The sequence below is a fragment of the Thomasclavelia sp. genome (assembly GCF_047249845.1).
Taxonomy (GTDB): domain Bacteria; phylum Bacillota_I; class Bacilli_A; order Erysipelotrichales; family Coprobacillaceae; genus Thomasclavelia.
Genome location: NZ_JBKTWO010000002.1, coordinates 13,815 through 38,065, shown reverse-complemented (window position 1 = coordinate 38,065; position 24,251 = coordinate 13,815). Strand labels below are relative to the sequence as shown.

At 29.0% G+C, this 24,251-nt stretch carries 21 protein-coding genes; all 21 read right to left on the bottom strand.

Translation table 11 applies throughout. From position 1 onward, the window contains the following. Positions 1 to 1,340 precede the first annotated feature (1,340 nt). A complete protein-coding gene (locus tag ACLR9T_RS00690; protein WP_413107609.1) occupies positions 1,341 to 2,870 on the bottom strand; it encodes a lipopolysaccharide biosynthesis protein in 1,530 nt (509 codons plus the stop codon). A 55-nt stretch (positions 2,871 to 2,925) separates the two neighbouring features. Beyond that, on the bottom strand, positions 2,926 to 3,963 hold the full coding sequence (locus ACLR9T_RS00685; protein ID WP_413107608.1) for a polysaccharide pyruvyl transferase family protein: 1,038 nt from the start codon (positions 3,961 to 3,963) through the stop codon (positions 2,926 to 2,928). Then, entirely contained in the window at positions 3,948 to 4,988 is a 1,041-nt protein-coding gene (locus tag ACLR9T_RS00680; protein WP_413107607.1) for a glycosyltransferase family 2 protein, read from the bottom strand. The genes ACLR9T_RS00685 and ACLR9T_RS00680 overlap by 16 nt, the downstream gene beginning before the upstream one ends. Before the next feature lie 24 nt (positions 4,989 to 5,012). Next, complete coding sequence (locus ACLR9T_RS00675) at positions 5,013 to 6,110, bottom strand: glycosyltransferase (protein WP_413107606.1); 1,098 nt, start codon at positions 6,108 to 6,110, stop codon at positions 5,013 to 5,015. A gap of 42 nt (positions 6,111 to 6,152) precedes the next feature. Next, the gene (locus ACLR9T_RS00670) at positions 6,153 to 7,262 is read right to left on the bottom strand and encodes an EpsG family protein (protein WP_413107605.1); all 1,110 of its coding nucleotides are present in this window, start codon (positions 7,260 to 7,262) and stop codon (positions 6,153 to 6,155) included. 14 nt (positions 7,263 to 7,276) lie between these two features. Continuing rightward, the gene (locus tag ACLR9T_RS00665) at positions 7,277 to 8,149 is read right to left on the bottom strand and encodes a glycosyltransferase family 2 protein (protein ID WP_413107604.1); all 873 of its coding nucleotides are present in this window, start codon (positions 8,147 to 8,149) and stop codon (positions 7,277 to 7,279) included. A gap of 2 nt (positions 8,150 to 8,151) precedes the next feature. Then, positions 8,152 to 8,637, bottom strand: coding sequence for a polysaccharide pyruvyl transferase family protein (locus ACLR9T_RS00660; protein WP_413107678.1), 486 nt, complete (start codon positions 8,635 to 8,637; stop codon positions 8,152 to 8,154). Then, positions 8,544 to 9,458, bottom strand: a complete 915-nt coding sequence (locus ACLR9T_RS00655) for a polysaccharide pyruvyl transferase family protein (RefSeq protein WP_413107603.1) — start codon at positions 9,456 to 9,458, stop codon at positions 8,544 to 8,546. Before ACLR9T_RS00655 ends, ACLR9T_RS00660 begins: the two co-directional genes overlap by 94 nt. 122 nt (positions 9,459 to 9,580) lie before the next feature. Then, positions 9,581 to 9,802 (bottom strand): hypothetical protein, encoded by a 222-nt coding sequence (locus tag ACLR9T_RS00650; RefSeq protein WP_413107602.1) that lies wholly within the window; start codon positions 9,800 to 9,802, stop codon positions 9,581 to 9,583. A gap of 159 nt (positions 9,803 to 9,961) precedes the next feature. Beyond that, a complete protein-coding gene (locus ACLR9T_RS00645; RefSeq protein WP_413107601.1) occupies positions 9,962 to 11,047 on the bottom strand; it encodes a glycosyltransferase family 4 protein in 1,086 nt (361 codons plus the stop codon). Continuing rightward, positions 11,047 to 11,673, bottom strand: a complete 627-nt coding sequence (locus tag ACLR9T_RS00640; protein WP_413107600.1) for an acetyltransferase — start codon at positions 11,671 to 11,673, stop codon at positions 11,047 to 11,049. The genes ACLR9T_RS00645 and ACLR9T_RS00640 overlap by 1 nt, the downstream gene beginning before the upstream one ends. A gap of 2 nt (positions 11,674 to 11,675) precedes the next feature. Continuing rightward, positions 11,676 to 12,926, bottom strand: coding sequence for an acetyl-CoA acetyltransferase (locus ACLR9T_RS00635; RefSeq protein ID WP_413107599.1), 1,251 nt, complete (start codon positions 12,924 to 12,926; stop codon positions 11,676 to 11,678). A 9-nt stretch (positions 12,927 to 12,935) separates the two neighbouring features. Continuing rightward, a complete protein-coding gene (locus ACLR9T_RS00630; protein ID WP_413107598.1) occupies positions 12,936 to 14,330 on the bottom strand; it encodes a 3-hydroxyacyl-CoA dehydrogenase family protein in 1,395 nt (464 codons plus the stop codon). Beyond that, positions 14,320 to 14,925: a sugar transferase gene (locus ACLR9T_RS00625; protein ID WP_413107597.1), complete on the bottom strand. Its 606-nt coding sequence runs from the start codon at positions 14,923 to 14,925 to the stop codon at positions 14,320 to 14,322. Before ACLR9T_RS00625 ends, ACLR9T_RS00630 begins: the two co-directional genes overlap by 11 nt. Beyond that, complete coding sequence (locus tag ACLR9T_RS00620) at positions 14,925 to 16,058, bottom strand: DegT/DnrJ/EryC1/StrS family aminotransferase (RefSeq protein WP_413107596.1); 1,134 nt, start codon at positions 16,056 to 16,058, stop codon at positions 14,925 to 14,927. The genes ACLR9T_RS00625 and ACLR9T_RS00620 overlap by 1 nt, the downstream gene beginning before the upstream one ends. A 454-nt stretch (positions 16,059 to 16,512) precedes the next feature. After that, complete coding sequence (gene wecB, locus ACLR9T_RS00615; protein ID WP_413107595.1) at positions 16,513 to 17,652, bottom strand: non-hydrolyzing UDP-N-acetylglucosamine 2-epimerase; 1,140 nt, start codon at positions 17,650 to 17,652, stop codon at positions 16,513 to 16,515. Between the two features lies 1 nt (position 17,653). After that, on the bottom strand, positions 17,654 to 18,799 hold the full coding sequence (locus ACLR9T_RS00610; protein WP_413107594.1) for an NAD-dependent epimerase/dehydratase family protein: 1,146 nt from the start codon (positions 18,797 to 18,799) through the stop codon (positions 17,654 to 17,656). A gap of 79 nt (positions 18,800 to 18,878) precedes the next feature. Further along, entirely contained in the window at positions 18,879 to 19,928 is a 1,050-nt protein-coding gene (locus ACLR9T_RS00605) for an acyltransferase family protein (RefSeq protein WP_413107593.1), read from the bottom strand. Between the two features lie 19 nt (positions 19,929 to 19,947). After that, complete coding sequence (locus tag ACLR9T_RS00600; protein ID WP_413107592.1) at positions 19,948 to 21,522, bottom strand: CDP-glycerol glycerophosphotransferase family protein; 1,575 nt, start codon at positions 21,520 to 21,522, stop codon at positions 19,948 to 19,950. 1 nt (position 21,523) lies between these two features. Beyond that, positions 21,524 to 23,035 carry an oligosaccharide flippase family protein gene (locus ACLR9T_RS00595; RefSeq protein ID WP_413107591.1) on the bottom strand — a complete coding sequence of 504 codons (1,512 nt, stop codon included), beginning with the start codon at positions 23,033 to 23,035 and terminating at the stop codon, positions 21,524 to 21,526. Between the two features lie 20 nt (positions 23,036 to 23,055). After that, positions 23,056 to 24,246, bottom strand: coding sequence for a glycosyltransferase (locus ACLR9T_RS00590; protein WP_413107590.1), 1,191 nt, complete (start codon positions 24,244 to 24,246; stop codon positions 23,056 to 23,058). Positions 24,247 to 24,251: the final 5 nt, after the last annotated feature.

Below are 24,251 nucleotides of genomic sequence, written 5' to 3'. Positions count from 1 at the left end.
ATATTTCTATAAATATTCATCTAACCACAATATAGAATTGATAAGTTACTACAAAGAATTGAATGCTATTCCTGTAAAAAGTGATATCAAAAATAAGCAAGTATCTATTTTTTCCGTAAATGATCTTGAAATTATTTTAAAACATCACATCCCCATTATCTTCCTCATCAGTGATTACGTTTCACTGTTATAGATTATCTTCACTTTCGGACTACCTGATTATTACTCATAGTGATTTGCACTCTATAAACATTTCAGTCCTTCAGCATTTGCTACCTGTCAGATAGGGGAAATACTTTTCAGCACTTCCCCCTCCAAAGAACGGAACGTGCGACTTTCACCGCATTCCACTCACGCATCTATAACGTATAATATCCTATTACCATGGCTTTGTTTGATAACATAGCTTTTTTCGTCTCACTCGTCTTTCGCAATCCGCCTACCCACAACCTTGGGAATATATAGGGTTTACCTTGTTTCGATAGTTTAATAATTTGACATATTTAGACTCTGCCTATAGACCGAGGGTGTTTTGTCCTTCTCGTTACAGCACCATAGTAATTACCGTAACCCAACCCCTATACCTTTTTGGTTAAGGTATTTCAACCACTTTCACCTTTTCACGATTGACGACCCTTATAGCAGTTCAGTTACATTAATCATGTACATCTTTTCCTAGCAGTTGTATGATTGTGGTTATCACACTTTCCACATTGTCCCAAATTGCTTAACACCTTTCATTACTTACTAGGCATCAATTAGTAGAAATATCACAAGAAGGATGTGATAGCACTATATGTGCAATTAAATTATCGACTTTACAAGTCGCACACTATGACGTCTGCTGACTTCTTGTGATAAACCTTTTCCGACCAGTAGTACCATTACTGATTTTAAAGTTTATTGGGCTTCACTGTCCACAAGACCTCCCAGAGTAAGACATATATCTTTCTCTTCACAACCTCCTGATTTACTGTCTTGGTTTTACTTTTACCCTTTGGACTTCGGTTTGATTGGCAACCTCATCCACCATTTAGCCTCATCAGGTTTCTATTCGTAGGCTCAAAAGATTTGTTACACCACTTCCTTCACCCATGACATCACTATCAACGGCTTGTGGTTCACTACGCTTGGCGGTAAATACCCACAACTGGACTTTCACCAGTTAGATATATGCCATGCCTAGCACACCCACATAAGTAAGTTTATGTCGATATCAACATAAACTTACGTTTACCGTATTTCTGTCCATATTGGTACTGTTTTAGACAATTAAAGATTATTTCACAGCGTTTTTCCCACTTTCTTAATTTTTCATAGTCTACTTTCGTGATATGATATCACTTTGTCTTAGATATAAAAGATTTTATAATATTCATAAAGTAATTAAATACCGATGTCTTTCTGAAAATTAAAACTATTGTGCTCAAAAACAATATTGTCGAAAGTATTATATTAAAAATTAAGCTTAGTGCTCCTGATAACAATATAATATTATTTATAAATCTAATTACAAAAACTAGACAAAAAACTATAAGCAAATAATAAATCCATTGCTTAAAAAATTTAAACGGTTTCTTTTTTAATCCGTGTTTAAAAACAATATATGGATCATACCAAACATTAGTAACCACTCTTGTAAAAGTTGTTCCCAGCAACACTCCCAAAAGTCCCCAATATTTAGCAAACAAAATCGAAATTACAATATTAATAATTGCTGAAAAAATTGGTCTCCATTTACCGTATACAAAAAGTCCCATAGTTGATCTAAAAGTCCATATTGAATTCATCATACCATAAATGTATACATTCAAACAATGTATAAAAACAATCCAAAATTTTAAAGTATAGTCATCGCCAATCCATATTCCAATGAACGGTGATAAACAAGCTGTTAAAATAACAAAAGAACCACCATAAATTAAAAAATTAAGAAATGTAACCTTATTAAGCAATTCCTCATATCTACCTTCCTCCTCCTTAGCAATAAAATTTCCTATACTACCCGTCAAAGAATTACAAATTTGTGATAAAAGAAGTTGTACAGAATTACTAACCAATGTATAATTTGAAAAAAGGCCAACACTAATTATTCCATCGAAAACAGAAATGATTATATTATCCGTTCCATCCAATGCTGTACTACCAATTTTATAAATAAAAAGCGCCTTTATATTTTTAAATATGGTTTTCTTTTCTTGCTTGGATAAGTTCTCTTTTTTATATTTTCTCAAAAATCCATATTCTCTATCAGCATAAATTGATACTAATATATTTTCAAAAAATGTACATATGATTTGACATAAAAGATATATAATAAAATCATGAAGAAATAGCAATATTAAAATTTGTGCCAATGATCTAATTATATAAAATATCAAACGAAAAACATGCAAAACACTTTCTTTTTGATCTGCACTAAAAATAGATCTTTTATATGCAAAAAAATAGGAAAACACAGTGTTCGACAAATATAACAAATAAATCAATACCAAATTTGAAATATCTGATTGATTATAAATTATATTATTTAAAAAAGGAGTTATGCACAAACCGACAACAGCAACAATGCAACCTATAATTATATACGTTTGCTTGTAAAAATTCATTAATTTGGCAATCGTTTTTTCGTCATTATTCGCTATAGGCTTATACATATTATAAACAATTGCACTTCCAATACCCATCTCTGCCAAAGAAAGAACCGTCAAAATATTTGAAAACAAACCATTTACTCCTAAATATTCCCTACTTAAACAACGAATAAAAAAAGTTCTGACAATAAGACCCAATAAAACATTTGCAGCTTGGACTGTTACTCCTAATATAGAATTTCGAATAGAGTTTTCAATTCTTCCTTTATTATTCAATATCATCTTTCCTCTCGTTACTTTTATACTAACACTAATAGTTACCAAAACTTTCTTATTGCGTCAATGACTCATAAATTTCATAGAAGTATTCTTCTAAATCTACCATATGTTTCTCATCAGAAGTTAATCGAGATAACTCCTTAACACAAGAAATTACATCATCTATACTTGGTTGTCCATTATAATCAATAAGTCGAATATAATTAGACCTCTGAAGCCATTCCCAGCATCCTAAAATTTTATAATTATTTCCCCAAAAAGCAACACAAGGCGTATGACTAATATAACTTAAAATCATGCCGTGCAATCGATCTGTAATTACTACAGATGAGTATTGGAATTCCTTAATCAACTCATCTAATTTCTCATATAATTGATTCAAATTTTGAGTTTCTCCAACATGTGTATCTCTTTTTTTTACATCAAATATACTTTCTACTCTGGCAATCAATTCTGCCTTATAATTAGAATCCATACTATCCTCTTTATCTTGTCGAAAACACAAAACAATTCCAGAACGTTCTATTTCCAAAGATTCCAACCTTTTCATACTCATAACAATATCAGGCACTAAGACAATTTTTTCGAAAAAAATATCCTTGTACTTCTCATAAGAAAACTTCTCTCTTACAAAAATTTTCAAATCCTTATGTCGATTATAAATTTTCTTTGCTAAATATAATCTTACATTACCAATAAAGGAATCCGAAAAAGATATTGTTTGCGGGAAAATAACAATCTTATTCTCTGGAAAGTTTTTTATTATAAATTGCCTAGCAAATTCAATATCATCATACATATCACCCATATTACCACCACCTACGATAGTAATAATATCTCCCGGTACAATAATATCTTTCAACGCCTTCATTTTACAAAAAGTATCTGTAATCATAAATTCTAAAACTTCATAATTTGGAAAATATCTAGTCAAATATTGCTTTTGAGCAAGTGTTATAGCAACATCACCGAGATTTCCATAATTTGCAGCTAACGCGATTACTATTTTTTTCTTTCCTTGTTTTACATCAGGTATTTCTTTACATTTAGAAAGAAGATAACTTATAAACAATTTTAAACGTAATAACATCTTAACTTTTTCTCCCTGTAATATATTATTTTCTTGAAACAATAAGCCCCCAAATACCATCGGTTTTTAAAACAAAAATAACATACTTTTTCTCCCTTAGAGACAAATTTTAAAACTTTATTTAATGGTAACGAATGTAGTTCACAATTTTCAAATATAGGTTTGACCTCATTCTTGAATGCATTAAAAGAATCTAATCTCATAGCATTATCAATGCACTCCCAAATCATTCTTATATTAGCAAGATAAATTCGTTCATTATCTAATGCATCAACTTTCACTAAAAATTCTTTAATCTTATCAATTCTATTTTTTTCCATTTTATAGCGATTCTTGCGAAATATATGTGTCAATGAGCTAGAATTAACACAGTAATGATAAAGGCAACAATCTAATATTGAAATTTTTTTACAATATTTATACGTTTCTGCGTTAAAAAACAAATCTTCTGTGTAGACTTCTCTCTCCGAGACAAAGCAATCCTCTGAAATCACAGTTCTGTCAAATAGTCTAAGCCAAAGAAAATTAGGTATGGTTGTAGTATCATTAAGAACAGGATATACTCCTGGAAGTAATAATTTGTGGATAAATTCATTTTGTTCATATATATTTTTATCATGATGTAATTCAATTGAATTTGTAATACCATCTTTTTCTAAAAAATAGCAACATATAGATACTTCAGCACCAGATGTTATAATATTCTGATATTGTTTTGCAATATAATCTTCTTCTAAATAATCGTCACTGTCAATAAAGGTAATATATTTTCCTCTCGATGCTTCAAACCCTGCTTTGCGAGCAGTTGTGAGTCCTCCATTTTCTTTATTGATTACTTTCACACGACTGTCCCTTTTTTCAAATTGTCGGCAAAGCTTAAGAGATGCGTCCTTTGACCCATCATTCACTAGAAGTATTTCAAGATTATAATATGTCTGAGATAAAACACTCTCCACACAACGTTCCAAAAACTTTTGCATATTATAAACCGCTATAATGACAGAAATCAATTCTTGTTTATTCATAACTTTACCTTCCTAAGTAACAATTTATTGTAATAATCTGCGAACACTTTCTACATTTTTCGATAGCTCAAAAAGCTTTCCTCTTTCCTTTGCAGCAACTTTATATGATTTATATAGATTGGGATTTGTAATAATGTTCTCTATTCCATCTAAAAGATCTGCATCTGTATTTTTTGTGATAATTCCATACTCATTTTTACTACCTAGTATTTCTTCCATACCTGAACACATCGTTGTTACTATTGGTACACCTAAAATCAATGCTTCAATTACAGAAGTACTGTATCCTTCTCGATAAGAAGAACAGACATAAAGAGAAGCTTGCTTAATAATAGGATATGGATTTTCATAGAACCCAAGTAGCGTAATATAAGACTCTGCATTCTGCTCTTTTATAATTTTTTTCAACCTTATTTCCTCATTACCTCTCCCTATAATATACAGATGAACATTAATCTTTTTTCTAAGTTTTATGCAAATATTTACCAAACGCTCAAACCCTTTTACCTTAGATAATCTGCCCACAGTAACAATAGTAAACTCTTCTGAATTAAGTACTATTTCTAATTTTTCCTGAGCCTTTTTAATGATTTCTATATTATTAATAGGATTGTATACCACCCTACTTTGTATTTCATTCAACTCAGGAAAAACCTCAAAAAAACGTTGTCTTGCAGAATCCGCAACAAACACAGTATCTTTGTATTCAGACATACATTTTAAGAATTCTTTTCGATTTCGATAAGATTTTAGTATTACATTCTCCTCTGTCGGAGATGTATGTATCCAGTTAATAATCCTTGTTCCATCGGAGCACCCACTAACAATACGGGTGGTAGGTCCTTCTAAATACGAAATAATCACATCGTACTTTTCTTTAACTATTCTCTTAAAAAGAAAGGATGGATTAAAAATTTTAAAAAAATAGATATTTCCCCTAAACATCTTTGAAAAAACATATTTATACCGAATATTAGAATTAAGTTTAAAAATATGATTCCCTTCTTTAAAAAGACTCATAACTGTTATTTCATCATCTAATTCATAATGATTTACTAATTGTAGTAAAGCACGTTCCGCGCCACCTGAACCTAAAGTTGGAATTATAAATAAGATTTTCATTTTATACTACTGCCCTTCTTTCCTCAACCATATCATACTTTCCTACCAATATCCACTATATACTCCTCTTGTAAACTCACCTATTAAATCTGTATTAATATTCAAATAATAACTCATATATGGAGTATTTTTCACTTCAAACAAAAAGAAAATACTATACAAAACTATTAGTAAAATTTTCACTATCTTAATACTGTCCTTAGTAAAAACCTTTGAAAGTACATATGGATAAAAAAGTATGATGTAAATATGTAAATACATTGCTAATCGAGCAAATATCCAATTTCTTGCTGAAAATAAATAACAAATAGCATTTAGTATCATAATATTTGAATACACACGATATTCCATATCATTTTCATCAAAAATTTTCTTACCTAAAAAAGATATAAATACAGGAACTAACATTACAATAACTCTTAGATAATTTGCTCCCGAGCCAATGTCAGTTAACAATGAGTCACTATAATTTTCATATGCTGTTTTCTGTAATAATTGTGCAATCCATGGAAGTACAGAATTAATATTAAATAAAGCAAATGAAACTATACCTATTAACACTATAGTGCCACTTTTCCAAACTTTCCTACGAACAATAAAGAAAATGGGAATCATAAACAATGCCGAAGTGTGGACTGTTGACAAAATCAAAGCCACACAAATATATATGATAGGCTTATTTTTTATCAAACAATTTGTTAATAAAAATAATCCTACTACAACTATATACTGCCTAATACCATTCATCATACCTAAGTATAAACCAGATGTCATAAACAGCAACAAAGAGATACTAATGTCTTCACTATATTTGTTAATTACATAAAATACTCCACCTATAGTAATTATAGCTATAAATATTAAATATATTTGTGGATCCTGTGTAAATTTTCCCACTGAGGACATTATAAACGCATACCCTACTTCTTTTATATCTGTTCCGAATAAATTTCCAATTGGTAATGATTTGAATTTATTAAACCATGAAAGATAAAATCCAGTATCACCAATTCCAGACCTCATTCCAGCAAAAAATATTAATACTGCACTATATATAATCACAATCTTCTTTTCAATTTTTAATCTGTATCTCTGTGAACATATTCCATAGCAAAATAAAGTTAAAATGAACATCCCTATCCAAAAAATCATATACAACGCCTCTCTTATGTTCTCAGTGACAAGTAACAGTATAAAAAGATACCAGGAATAATCGCAGGTACCACAAATCGTTTCATTGGTACATTCCTTAACCAATGTTCTTCCTTATTGAGTAAACATTCTGCAACATAATGAATTGCAAATCTGAACTTATGTGCCACAGTTGCATTAGGATATGTCAAAATAAATTTTCTATAATATATATAACTATTTAAATTCTTTTTATATGATTTCATGATATTAGAAGTAAATCCATCTTCCATATATTCTACGATACATAACGGTTCGTTCAATATAAGCATATCGTAATTTAAATCTACCATATAATACTTATAGCAAGTAGGGAACAACCTCTCTTCCTCAAATTCCGGTGATTTAAAAGGACGTATTAACTCTGGACGATAAATCATTTTTTTATCTCCACTTCCATTCAACCTATTATAATAGTCATAAACCTTCATACTTTTTTTGTTTGGTAATGGTTTCCCAATTATATTTTTATCTGCCGTAATATCTAATCCTACAATACCAGCATATTGTGGGGTTTTATTTTTTTTCCAAAAATTCGTGATAAGTTCAACTGCATTATCTGTCATATAGTCATCAGAATCAATACATACAGCTAACTCAGTAAATATATTGTCATATGCCATATTATACCCACTGTGCATTCCACCGTTTTTTTTGTAGATATATGAAATAGGAATATGGTTCTCTTTTATCCACCCCTCAACAATTTCTTTTGTATTATCTGTTGAACCATCATCTATAATTAACCATTCAAAATCTTTAGAAGTTTGTCTTAATAAACTCTCATAACACTTGTTTAAACAATATGCCCTATTATATGTAAGTGTAAATACTGTAAGTAGTGCCATATTTATTCCTCTCTTAATAATTGTACAATCTCTTGTTTTTCTTTTTCTAATAACTGTAAACATGCTTTAATTTGTTGCTTGTTTTTTTCACAATTTAATGTAAGATCACAAAACTTTTTTATTATTTCTTCTCCTGTAACGGAATCTATAGAAATAGAATATCTTCCTAACCCTAAATCTTTCATAATGCCCACGCCCTTATTTCCGCCATATGTAATAGCTATTGCAGGTACACCTAGTGCAAGGGAAAAAATTATTGAATGAAATCTTGTACCAATGATATAATCAAACTCACCATATATTTTTTTCATTTGTGTACAAGTTAGCTCTCTATTTGAAAACACCGCATACTGGCATTCTTTTTTTAAGTTCTTTATCAATTCTGATATACATGTCATATCATTCTCATGACTCTTCTCATCATATACATGTTCAATAAAAACAGGAAAAAAATCATTATCTGATAGCCATTCAACTGAATGAACCAGACTTTCTTTATAATTTTGATATAATAAATCTGAATTTGCATATCCCGTAAATCTATAAGGTCTTGCTGTAATCGCAATGCATTTTTTTCTCCTATAGGAATTCCTTGTTCTATTAATTTCCTATTAGCATCAAAAGACTTATCTGGCTCTAAATGGAAAGCAATATCTGTAAACAAAAGAGAGTCTACTAAACACTCTTTTTTCAGTTGTTCCTGAGATATTTTTTCACGTGCCATTACCACCTTGCACTTTGACAATGTTTTATTCATCATTCTTTTTACAAATGGACTTTTAAATGGACCAAAGGAATTAGGTAAAATATACACCGTTTTTCCCAATGATAAGGCTAACCTAATATGGTATAAAAAGTAATAGATTTTATAGGTTTCAGATAGACCTCCATACGCATGCAGAAACCCACCACCTTTTACAAAACATGCACCAGCATCTCCAAAATCTTTCAATGAATATTGAACTGTTTTTTTATATAGTTTTTTTAATAAATTTCGTGTCCAACTATGTGTCAACGGCTCTTTTGTAAATATATCCCAAATTGCTACTATTCCCCACTTTAATTTTAATTTCCATGTATACTTTTCATTATCTAATTTTCTAAATTTTGTTGATGGATGCTCTAAAATCATATGTACATTCCCAATTCCTGCTTTTTGTGACTGTCTACTACCATCATGATTTGCGAGCATTAAGAATTTCCCTTTATATCCTGCAGCTTGGGCTAATGCAATCGTCTCCCAAATCAATGCTTGATCACCTCTATTTCTATCATCGCATCCTGGAAGAATTAAAAATTTATTCTCCATATCTTTAAACCCTCCAATCCTATTATCTTCAATTTATTCACATCTTAAATTATTTATAAACAAAATTCCCTTGCATTATTTCTATGTTTTATTACACAAGGATTTTCAATTGCAATGGAGTATCATGAAACATCACAATTTACAAAAGTATTTGGACCTATCACAGCATTATCACTAATCACAGTTTTTCCCACTACTGTAGAATTAACTCCAATCCCCCTATCACTAATTATTATTTCTGAATTAATTGTAATACAATATATATGGCCCAGAAATAGTCCTGCCCCTACATTTAAATCGGCAGGAAGTTTATCATGTTCTAATTTTCTCAAAACACATAACATTACTAAATGAAAATATTTTAATGGAAAAAATTTAGTAGCCAGTGCCCCCTGTGCCCATCTAAACGTTACTTAAAATAACAGTACTTCTCCATTCGGACTTCTTTTTCGACTTTCTATTAATCCTACGTTTTTCGTATCACTAATGAATTCTCCTTACTATTATTTAACCAATGCTTTTATTGTACATTCAACCATTTTTCTTTTATCAAATAACTTTTTCATCCTCTTTCTACCACAAATACTCATTTTTACTTTTTCATCAAAGGACAGTTGTATAAATTTCTTCATTACTTTATACAGACTATCTGAATTTTGTTTTTCACAGAGAAAACCATTAACACCATCTTCAACAGCTTCCTTACAACCATGTATATTACTTGTTATTAATGCTCTTCCCATTGATGCTGCTTCAAGTAGTGTATTTGCCATTCCTTCATGATATGAAGGTAAAACAAAACAATGACATCCTTCTATATACGGCTTTACATCTTCCTGATAGCCGTAATAGTTGATAATATCATTGTCTATATATTCCTTGATTATATTTTCATAATCATCTTCCATTGGTCCTACTATATAAAACTGAATATCTATATTTTCTTCCTTTATCTTCTTTGCTGCATACAGAAATTCATCAATTCCTTTTTCTTTCATTATCCTTCCGATAAATAAAAATCTGATTTCTTTTTCTTCTTCAGGATATTTTGTAAAGGGATATTCTTCAAGATTAACTCCTGCTCCATTTAAAACACATACTCTACCTTCTTCAGTTATTTTATTTTTAATAAATATATCTTTATTTTCTACATTTTCAAAAAATACAGTTTTTACTTTTTTTAGTGCTGTCTTATACATAAAGATAATCATTTTTTTTAATAGATTGTCACTTTGAAACATTGTTCCTAGACCAGTAATATTTACTGCGTAGTCTATATGTTTCATTCTTGCAATCAGACTTCCATAAATATTAGGTTTTATTGTATATGTAATGATTAGTTCTGGTTTTACATCTTTAATGACTTTTCGATATCTGTTTAATAATTTAAAATCAGTAATTGGGTTGATTCCTCTACGGTCTACAGGTGTATCAATAAATTTACAGCCCATCTGTATAAGAGGTTCTACTAATTTCCCGTTTGGTAGTGATATGTATACATCGTTATCTTTCAATAACTCCTGTATCAGCTCTTTTCTAAACTTATAAAGACCTACATCATTATTTGCTAGAACAAGTATTTTTTTCATTACTTTACCTTCCTAACTGGTATCCCCACATATGTGCCAGATTCTTCTATATCTTTAATAACTACAGATCCTGCACCCACGATTGTATCATTAATTATGCTTATACCCTGTATAATTTTTGTTCCAGTTCCTAATTCACAATTATTCTCGATATTTACATTTCCTGATACGTTAACTGAAGGATATATAGTAATAAAATTTTGCATACATACATCGTGCCCTATAGTACAACTTAAATTAATGTGATTAAAATTACCTAATCTAATATTTGTAGTCATAATTGTTCCTGAGCAGATTATATTGCCTACTCCCATTTCAACATGTTTTGATATAACTACATTTTTTGCAATTAAATTAGGAAATCTTATATTTTTATTATGCATTAATCGTTCAATAATCTTTCTTCTTATAATAGGATTACCAATTGCCACAATCACATTAATTTGCTCCGTTTTATCTAATAAAAAATCAACGTTTCCAATAACTGGAATACCATTAATTTTTTTTCCTAATATTAATCTATTATCATCAATAAAGCCAACTATATTAAAATCCCCTATCTCATCTATTACCCATGCAATTTCCTTTCCAAATCCAGATGCACCTACTATATAGACATTTTTCATAATTATTTATCTACTCCTACTATAAATACATAATTTGTAGTTGCTGACCCGCCTATATTCAGCATCATTGCATTCTTTACATTCCTTACCTGATAGTTACCGGCATTATTAGTTACCTGGCGATACAGATCCAGCATCATTCTTACTCCTGATGCCCCTACTGGATGACCACACCCAATCAGTCCGCCACTAGGATTGATTGGTTTTTTTCCAAAAAATGAAATAGTACCATCCTCTATGGCCTGATATTCTTCACCTGGTTCTGTTATACCAAAACAGGAAACAGCTGCGTATTCACTTGATGTAAAACAATCATGTGTTTCAAATACGTCTATATCATTTACAGTAAGACCAGCTCTTTGATATGCATCTACACATGCCTGTCTTGTCCACGGCAATATATATTTGGAATTTTTAGAATCTTCTATTTTTTTATCGAACTGCATAGGTGCTACTCTATGACCAAATCCTTTGATATCCGGCTTATTACTTTTAAAATTTTTTTCTTTATATTCTTCTGAGCATAAAATAACAGTTGCTGCTCCATCTGTCACCTGAGAACAGTCTGTTAAAGCAAGCCTACCTCCGATAATCGGATTAGACTGAGTCCCTCTGTTTTTAACCTGTATATCATCCATATACCAGTCCCTTGTTTGCGCTAAATCATTCTTTTTGGCGTTCATATAGTTCATATATGATATAGAAGATAATGCATTCATATATCTTTTTTCATCAAGTGCATATTTTTTGATTGTTTCATCTGCAAGTCTTGCAAACAATTTAGGAAATGGATAATCTATATTTTTTCCTTCATGTTCATAATATGAAGCTTTTCCTAAATAAGTGCCACCTACTTTCGAGTCAACAGTTTTCATAAGTTCGAAGCCAATAACCAGTGCAACATCATATGTCCTGTCTCTAATCTTGCTGCATGCTGCATCGATTGCAACTGAGCCTGATGCACACGCTGCTTCATATCTTCCCGAAGGTACACCATAAAAACAGGGATCCACCTCTGTCAGCAGTGCTCCTAAATGTCCCTGATCAATATAGTTTTCTGCAATAAAATTACCAACAAAAACAGCTATCTTGTTCTCTTTATTTAATCTAATAACATCCTCTTTAGTAAGTTTTACATTATGCATTGCATCAAAAATATTTTCCCTCAATAATGCAATGACATTCTTTCCCTCTTTAGACCAGTTTCTTTTAAAATCGGTCTGAGAACCTCCTAATATAAATACTTTATTCATGCTGTCCTCCTAATATCTTGCCTTTAGATACGGGCGATAATCGTATTTTGATTTTTCCGGCAGACAATTTATAATATCCTGATTATTAAATACTTCCAGATATTTGTCTTCTAAATATTTTTTTCCTAATTCAATTACTTTATCAATTCCCCCAAACAGATCTATCAGTGCAATTGGCGGAATCCATGAAAAACCGGTTGCCATAGCATCATCGCATGATGCTATATCTGTAGAAACTTCATATGAAATTTTTAGTGAATATGCAATATATTTTAGCAGCATCTGCTTACATATAACTGCTTCATGACTTTCATCATTCAATAATATCTCCAGTGCTTTATCATAATCAGCCGTCTGTACACTTTTAATCATTTCATTTGCGTAATAAAACTGATAATTATTTTTTAAGCGGTATTGTTTCTGCTTGATATCATAAACAAAGAGCAGATCCCTGTCTCTATCCTTAAAATACAATCCTTTATTTACTTTTCTGCCTAATTTTCCTTCGCTGATAAGTTTATTAACAAAAGAAGGTATTACAAAACATTCATTAAATTCATCATCGTTAGTTTCTTTTATATAATCAATGATTGATTTTGTAACATCAAGTCCCACAAAGTCAGCAGTAACCAGCGGAGGCATATTTCTTCCTGTAAAACAACCTAAAATTGAATCGACGTAATCAATCCCGCCTTCATCTTCATTTTCTTTTGCAAGATTTAATACTTCATTAATAAAAAAGAACCCTATCCGATTTCCTAGAAATGATGGTGAATCTCTTACTTCAACAACTGTTCTGTTTAAGGTTTTAGAAAGATATTCTTTTAACATTTTTGACAGTTCCCTTTGTTCTTCGTCATGTATGATAAGTTCACATAAGGTCAGATTATAAGGTGGATTAAACATATGTATTCCAATAAGTCTATTGGCTTTATCCCCTAATGATTTCGATAATTCTTTAATACTTAATCCTGATGTCCCAGTAGAAATAATTGCCTTTTCTTTTAGATAAGGCAGGATTTTTTGATACATGTCTTTTTTTACATCTATATCCTCTGTTAAAGATTCAAATACAAGATCTGAATCTGAAATACACATATCTAGATCATCATATGTAGCTGGTATAAGAGCATCTCTAATTGATTCTGATCTAATTGACTGAAATGCCTGTATCACTGCTTCTTCTGCCTTTTCTTTTGTACGACAGACTAAATATACTTTAGCAGCACCAAATGAAGCAAAGATTGCAGAAATATTTCTGCCCATAGTACCATTTGCACCTAATACTGTTACTGTATCTATCACCAAATTAACATTTGCTTTTAGCAAGCTGATGTTTTTTTTGTATAACGATTTATCAAAAAATATTTTTTTCTGTTGTGCAGATGTTTTGTTATCCTTCACCTTTAAACTCCTCCATTGTTGATGATGTATCACTTGATATTCCTTCTCTAAATATCACTGTCTTAACTGTTTTTATAATGATCTTTACATCCATAAAAAAAGAAACATGATTTACATAATAAATATCCAAATCAAATTTCTCTTCCCAGCTGATTGCATTTCTTCCATTTACCTGTGCATATCCTGTAAATCCCGGCCTTACATCATGTCGATGTTTTTGTTTATCGTTATATAAAGGCAGATATCTAACTAATAATGGTCTTGGCCCTACTATCGACATATCCCCTTTGATCATATTAACCAATTCTGGCAGTTCATCTAATGATGTTGACCTTAACAGTTTACCAAACTTTGTTAATCTGATTTCATCTGGTAATAGATTTCCATCACTGTCTCTTTTATCTGTCATTGTTCTAAACTTATACAATGTAAATATTCTTTCGTTTAACCCCGGTCTTTCCTGTTTAAAGATGACTGGTGATCCTAGTTTGATTCTTACTAAAATAGCTATAATAAGTAACAATGGACTTAATACAATCAAAGCTAATAATGATAATATAAAATCTAAAAATCTCTTAATAAATAATCTATACATTATTTATACAATCCTTTAATAATATTACACACTCTGTTCAAGTCATCATCAGTCATCTTGGTATCACTTGGTAAACATATTCCATTGTTAAACAGTCTTTCTGATATCTTGCCGTTATCAATATAATCACAATCATTAAATACCGGCTGTAGATGCATTGGTTTCCATACTGGTCTTGATTCAATATCATTCTCTTCCAGTGCAATCATTATATCAATTGGTCTTACCTTGCTTCTTTCATCTAATTCAGCTGCTGTCAACCAGCAGTTGGAATATGAATCATACATATCTCTAGGCATTAGGTTAAACCCTTCAAGATCTCCCAATTCTTTTTGATAATATTTATAAATATACCTTTTCTTCTCTACTCTCTGGTCTAATACCTTCAATTGTCCTCTGCCAATACCTGCTACAATATTTGACATTCGATAATTGTAGCCAATTTCCTTATGTTCATAGTGTCTGGCCTGTTCTCTTGCCTGAGTTGCCCAGAAGAGAACTTTCTTAGCTTTATCTCCTGCATCATCCGTATTGACTAATAACATCCCACCACCAGATGTAGTAATGATCTTATTGCCATTGAAACTAATGATACTGTAATCACCAAATGTTCCAGTACATTGTCCTTTATACATCGTACCTAGAGATTCTGCAGCATCTTCAATCAAAGGAACACCATAATCATCACAGATTGCTCTGATTTCATCAATATTGACAGCAAGACCATATAGATGAACTACAATTACTGCTTTAGGCAGATTATCTTTATACTTTTCCAATCCTTTTTTTAAAGCTTTTGGTGACATATTCCATGATTCATCACTGTCAATAAATACTGGAATTCCCTTTTCATAAACGATTGGATTAGCAGAAGCGCTAAAAGTCAGACTCTGACAAAACACAGGATCACCCTGTTTAATACCAATGCTTTTTAAGGCCATATGGATAGCAGCTGTCCCACAAGATAAGGCAACAGCAGCCTTAACATTTAATTTACTGATCATTTCATTTTCAAATTCATTAACATTCCTACCAAGAGGAGCAATCCAGTTAGTATCAAATGCTTCTTTAATAAACTCTTGTTCATAGCCTTCATCACTCATATGCGGTGAAGCTAAAAATATATGCGACATATTATTCCTCCGAAATAAAAATTCTAAGATAGCATCTTCTAATTTTAATCTTAAATATATGTCATAATCATTTATTAGATAACAAATATATTTTACTGTTAAACAAAAAAAGACCATAAAAACCCAATGCAACTATGTAATATTTTTAGTCACACTGGTGGTTTTATGGTCATTAAAAATCTGTAACATGCCCTAGTCAATGATTACGTCATAATAAATATTGAATGAAATCTATTAAATAGACTTCATATGAATTATAGAATAATATGACAAATTTTGCAATTAATTATTCTTTAATATTTATATAATGTATTTTAATTATTATTCTAATTAAATTGCTATTGCTCTATAACTTGATTTAACCTAAATTATTATATGTAATATAAAATATAAAAAATAGAGGGAAAACTCAATTATCCTAATCAAGTTTTCCCTCTATTTTTTATATACTATTTTAATATTTTCGCCATACCATCTTATTAACTACTCCAGTATATGACTGTATTAGTTTCACTACTTTAGTACTTACTTCTTCTATATAGGTTGGTACTGGTATTCCTATATCATTGCTTTCATTCATGTTTACTGCTAATTCTACTGCCTGAATTACATTATCGCCATTAATTCCTGCAAGTACAAAACATCCTTTATCTAATGCTTCGGGTCTTTCTGTACTTGTTCTTATACACACTGCAGGAAATGATTTGCCAATAGATGTAAAATATGATGATTCCTCTGGTAGTGTTCCACTATCACTTATTACTGCATAAGCATTCATCTGTAAGTTATTATAATCATGGAATCCTAACGGTTCATGCAATCTTACTCTTTTATCTAATTTAAAATTTCTCATCTCTAGATATTTCTTGCTTCGAGGATGACATGAATATAGAATTGGCATATCATATATTTCTGCCAATTTATTAATTGATGTAAATAGATCTATAAAGTTCTTCTCAGTATCAATATTTTCTTCTCTATGAGCACTTAGCAAGATATACCCTTGTCTCTTCAAACTCAGTTTATCTAAAATATTACTTGTCTCAATATTTTTAATATTTGCACTTAATACCTCAGCCATTGGAGAACCTGTTACATATGTTCTTTCCTTAGCAGTTCCCTCACTGTTTAAATATCTTCTAGCATGTTCACTATAACATAGATTAACATCAGCAATATGATCAACTATTCTTCTGTTTGTTTCCTCGGGTAAACATTCATCAAAACAACGATTCCCTGCTTCCATATGAAATATTGGTATATGCAGTCTTTTAGCACTGATAGCACTTAAACAGCTGTTAGTATCACCTAAAATAAGTAAAGCATCTGGCTTTATTTCTGCCATCAGCTTATAACTTTTTGCAATGATATTGCCAATTGTTTCTCCTAAATCATTACCAACTGCATCTAAATAATAATCAGGTGCTCTTAAACCTAAATCATCAAAGAAAACTTGATTTAAACTATAATCATAATTTTGTCCTGTATGAACTAGTATCTGATCAAAATATTTATCATTTTTTTTAATTACTTCCGATAATCTGATGATTTCTGGTCTAGTTCCAATGATTGTCATTAGTTTTAGTTTACTCATCTTATACCTCCTCAAAATATGTATCTGGATGTTTGGAGTCAAACTTCTCATTAGCCCACATGATTGTAATCATATCAGTTTCTCCAACATTAATGATGTTATGAGTATATCCTGTCGGAATATCAATTACTTCAAGTTTATCCCCACTTACATAATATTCAATTACTTCATCACTATAGATATCTCTAAACCGAATCAGTCCTTCACCACTCACCACTAAAAACTTCTCATTCTTGCTGTGATGCCAGTGCTGCCCTTTAGTTATTCCCGGTTTAGAGATATTGACACTTACCTGTCCATAGTCATCTGTCTTTAAAAATTCTGTAAATGATCCTCTTTGATCAATATTCATCTTTAAAGGATATGAAAACTGATCTTTAGGAAGATAGCTAAGATATGTACTGTACAGTTTCTTTTCTAAACTGTCTACTTTCATATTAGGTACATTTAGTGTACCTCTTGACTCTTTAAATGATTTAATAATATCAGCTAACTCACTCAACTTAACATTATAGATTGGATGGACACTGTAAATACCTTCTTTACATACTGTAGGATGTCCTTCAAGCGCATTTAAAAATTCCTCAATCACATCATCGATATAACATAGTTGCAATTCAACATCAGAGTCATTGATCTGGATATCTAATCCATTAGCAGTATTATAACACCATGTAGCAGTTACACTGTTATAATTAGGTCTACACCACTTACCAAATAAATTAGCTAAACGATAAATATATACTTGCGAATTCATTTTCTCATCGTGCTTCAACAAACACTCTTCGCCTTCTTTTTTACTTTTACCATAATCATTATCTCTAGTAGCTTGAATCGATGAACTAATCAAAATTGGGCAATGATTATTATGTTCTTTCAATAACAAACATAGAGTTTCTGTAAAAGAAGCGTTTCCTTTATAAAATTCACTAGTATCTTTAGGTCTATTTACACCTGCTAAATGAAAGACAAAGTCACAGTCCTTTGTATACTTCTTTAAATCATCAATATCATTATCAACATCATAAGTATAGATATTTTCGAGATCTATACTATGTGTTTTATCTTTACCATCTTTTATATTCTTTAATGTACTAACAAGATTCTTACCGACAAATCCATTAGCACCAGTTATTAATATCTTCATATCTTATACCCCTTATGTTATAACAGTTATTATATATTAACACTTTTGATCACATTAAATTTTTCAAAAATTACAAAACTTAACTTTTAAATAATACTTGATCCAATTTATTTAATGCTTTATTAATTATTATAGTTAACAATATGGTAAACAGTAGTGCTACACAGACAAATATATATTTATTTACTCTATTTAATCCAAAATACGACAATATTATAAAAGACAATCTTTGAAGTATATAAATACCAAAAATATTTTTACCAAAAAAGTCAAGTATTTTATTTTTTATTCTAAATTTCATTGAAAATAAAATAATAAATGATAATATAAATAATGAATTCAACGTAAAATAAAAAATATAGTTATATGGAAGAACTCTATAAATACATATATTTCCAAAATAACAAAAAATAGACATAAATAATAAAATTACATATAGTATGTTATTAGTTTGAACAAGATTTTCTATTTTTTCTTGAAATAAATAATAAAGCATACCATAAATATAACACATAATACTATCATACCACCAAAAATCCAGATATTTTCTAGCCATAATTATATATAATAACACAAATACAATATTAATTATAATTCCTGTATTTTTCCCTTTACTAATTTTAAAACTAAAATATGTAGATAAATATAGATATAATATTGCAAATATATACCAATTACTATTACCTACACTTTCCAACCCAATTAATGATTTTGCCATTTCTAATGAAGAGTACTTTTGTCCTAATAAAAATTGCACAATAATAAAAATAACAATAATAATATCAAAGTGTATAAGCGTCTTTAAAAAACGCCTTGAAAAAATTGATTGTACATATTCCTTACCTTTTTTATTAATTTGAAAAATTATTCCATATCCTGATAAAAATAAAAATAGTACAACTACCAATTGTCCTATTTTAGTATTAATCGATAAATAAGTTGTATCCAATAAATTTAAATCTTTAAAATAACCACTATTATTTATGTGAGATAAAAAGATTAAAATTACAAATATGCCTTTCCAAGACAACATATTTTCAGGTTTAATATAATCATTATAATAATCAACCTTACAATATTTTATTTTATAAACTCCTAAAATCATTAATAAAATTAAAAATATCAGCACTGCCTAATCCCCCTTTTCTTTATAAATTTATAACATTTCTTTTTATTTCATCACATATTAAATAATCTGGTAAGTTATTTACTTTTTTCCAATATAAAACCTCATTAATTTTTAATTCTCCAAACATTCGTTTCTGTTCTCGGATTTTCACATTATTAATGTATATACCAATTTTTTTGGTTTTTATAAAATTATAAATTATTTGTAAAATTCTTTCTTTGATTAGATATTTACCTTTTTTATCAATAATTAAATAATCAATATCCTTCCAACATGAAAGATTTTTAAAAAAAACATTGCTCTTAGTAGGAACAAATGCAAAATGTAATTCATTTTTTTCATATCTATTTTTAAGCATTAAAATTTGTTCATCAGTTATTTTTTCTATTATGACAATCAATTTCAAATCAGCTCTAAAATCATTAACATTTTTAGAAAAAATTTGTTTACATATTTCATGTGTTGGATTTTTCATATCATAATAACAAAATTCCTTTAGAAAATTTTTACTTACATTACAATCTTTTTCATTAATAATGTGATTATATAAATCGTCTACAGTTCTACATATAGGGAAATCAATTATTTGATCAATCCCTTTATATATACCTCTTTCCTTAAAATATTCTTTCTTATCAAATTGAAATAATAAAATTTTCTTTAATGCATTAGCATAATCAAATAACACACTAGAATAATCTGTAATCAAAATATCACATGCATTTAAAAATTCATATATTTCATAATTATCAGGAATTATTCGAAAATTAAAATTATTTGTATTTATATCTGCATCTAAAGGATGGAGTTTAAAATAAAAAATATAATCATTCCCTAATCTACTTAATAGATTTCCCATAATTTCATCATAATCTATATCTCTTTTATTTCCATTTGCTGCTCCTCTCCAAGTTGGCATGTATAAAATCACTTTTTTATTTTCAAAACCCAATTCACTTCTAACTTTATTTCTATAAACATAATCATAGAATATTTCATTTCTTGGGTATCCTACTTCTAAAATTTTTCCCGGCATAATCTTACAAATCATATAATCATTCTCTAAAATATTAGTTGTATGCATATTGGGTGATATTAAATATTGACATGTCAAAAAATCTCTTTCTATATTTTGTATTATAAATGGATCATTTGCCACTGATTTACCTAAACATTTCAATGGTGTTCCATGCCATGTATTAATATAAATTTGTTCGTTTTTTTTCACAAAATCCATTGGAAAAGTTACATTATTAAATAAATACTTGGAACTGTAAATCTTTCTTATATAATTTTTTGATTTATACTTTACAATACTTACTCTATCATCTAATAATCCTCTATTAATTAAATACTTTTTTATTTTTTCAGGAGATTCGGCAACAATAATAAATTTGTATAATGCATATTTCTGATTATTAAAAAAATATTTAAATAGGTAATATACATTACCTTGAAAATTTACTGCACTATATGATTCAAATAAAAATTGTTTCTCGTTAATTTTTATATTCCTATACTTTATATATAACCACCATTTACTATCATAAATGTATCTTATTTTTGTAAATAATCTATTAATTTTATAAACCATTTTATATTTTCCTTTTGAATCTATTTATAAAATCATTTATCAACAATTTTTCATCATTATTCATTGCTATAGTATAGGCAATTATTATATAGGCAAATACATAAATCAATATTTTAAATGCTAAAAATGTGAAACGACTTGTAATAAAATACTGATTTATAAATACTGAAATTACTATGAGAGGAATAAAAATAAATGTTATTTTAAAAATTTCTTTCCAAAATTGTTTTATATCTAATCCTATTTTAAATTGGTAATAATAATTCATCAATATCCCATGTCCAAGTACCAGTGAAACAGCTGTACAAATAGCACACCCTATTCCTCCAAATTTTTCAGCTAAAAAATAACTTGAAACAGCATTTAATATAGCAATAATAATATAACAAATAGAGCGAAATGCATGTTTATTCATAGCTTGTATTATATGAACTCCCATATTTTGAATTAACGGTATCGTTGCTGCTAAAATTACTAATAAAGCAATATAATATGCATTTATATAATCTTTTCCTCCCCACCATATTATAAATTCTTTTCCAAAAATAAAAAATCCTGATAATATTAAGAATAATAAAAAATATTGGATTCTTCCAATCTTTTTAAAAAATAAATTTATTGCTTTTAAATTTTTTTCTGTGACCATCTTTGTAACTCTCGGGAAAAAAACATTACTTATTGACCACGAAAATTGTTGATAATATGAATGAATTTGAGAACCTAATGAATAAACAGCTACTGTATTCTCTCCCGAAACAATGCCTAAAATAATCTTATCAGTATTCCAATATAATTGATCTACTACTGCTCCTAAAAATATAAAACCAGAATAACAAGAAATTTCTTTTAATAAATTAAAATCTATTTTTCCGAATTTAATATCTACTTTAAGTACTTTATGTACATATATACAATTAAATAAAATCAATAAAATATTTAATGTTAATGCTACAATTGACATACTAATTGCTTTATACCCATTCAACAATAATGGTATCATAATTATTGGATTTAATATTGTAGAAATTAATCCAGTAATTTTTAAAAATGTAAATTCTTCATATGAAGTAATTATTGATCCATATACACTACCAGGAAAACTGATAGCTAAACTAGCAATCATTATAATCATGATTATTTTTAATTGGTTTTGACCCTCAATTCCTGTAGAAACAGTAAAAAAATTTCCTGCATTAATTATTAAAAAAATTCCAATAATAATAATTACTATAGAAATTATAAAGAACAATTGAAAAAACATTCCATATAAATACTTAATCTCTTTTTCGCGCCCTTCAATTCTATATTTAGTAGAATAGCGAACCACTGCATTTCCTAAACCCAAATCAAATAAATTTAAATAGCTAATTGCTGAAGCCGCCATATTATACAGTCCATACTGCTGTTGTCCTAAATTTCTTAACATAAATGGCGTATAAATAATTGAAATAATAATCCCTGCAAACATTGATATATAAGACAATACTATACTCATTTTTAGACTTTTATTCAAAATATATCCTCCCTCTTTCATTAAGAATTACACATTCTATATATTTTTTTAAGCTGTTCTACAGTATTGTTATTTAGTGTTGATAATTTTGATTGAAACAGTTTTCTTATATCAGGATTCTCAATAAGATAAACTACTGCATTTGCAATACATTGATAATCAATATCCACTATTAAACCATTTTCACCATTCGCAAATTGTTCTTTTGCTCCATATACATCAGTTGTAATAACAGGTCTTGCTAGTATTCTAGCTTCGTTTGTCGTTGTACAATACCCTTCATATCTAGAAGGCTGGATATATATATCACAATTTTTCATATATGGATAAGGATTTTCTTTTAAACCTAATAATATAAACTTATCACTTAAATTATATTTACATATAAGATTTTGAATGTTATTTCTTTCTGTGCCTTCTCCTATTACATACCAGCAGAAATCAAAATTATTTTCATTCAATATTCTTGCTACTTCAACTGCCATATCAATTCCCTTTACTTTTTCTAAACGGCCAACAGTTACTAAAATTATTGAATCTTTTTTTAAAATATATTCTATTTTTTCATTTGCTAATTGCCTTATTTCTTCATAATCAATTAAATTATAAAAAATTTCAACTTTATTATCTTCTATTTCTACACACGATAAAAAGTCATTTTTTGTATCCTTTGAAACCGCATAAATTTTATCAAATTTTTTATAATATTTATTTAGGTATTGAGCATCCAATGTCGAAAACCGGCTATGTACCCAACTAATTTTCTTTTTTGCTTTAACTTTTTCTGCAACATAGAAAGTAGTAAAAGAGGCATACCCAAAATAATCAACTGCTAAATCATATTGTTTATCATACATAAAAAACTTACCTTTAACTTGTTCAAAATATTCGACATTTTCTCTTCTATTTTCACTAAGTTTATATTTTTCCCCAATTAATAATTTAAATAATGAAAATATTTTTATTTGCCTAAATAATCTTATACATGCATTTTTATACCCATAAAACACCCCCCACTCTGATTTGGGAATATCTAATACTTGAGTTTGTACTTTTCCTGGAATTTTATGTAAAAAGGCACCTGTATCATTAACGAGAAGAAGATCAATATCATAATTTTGATAATCTAGTTTATCTAATAAAGACAAAAGCGTCGTTTCTACACCGCCACAATTGAAATAAGGCATAACAAATAATATTTTTTTCTTCATACCCC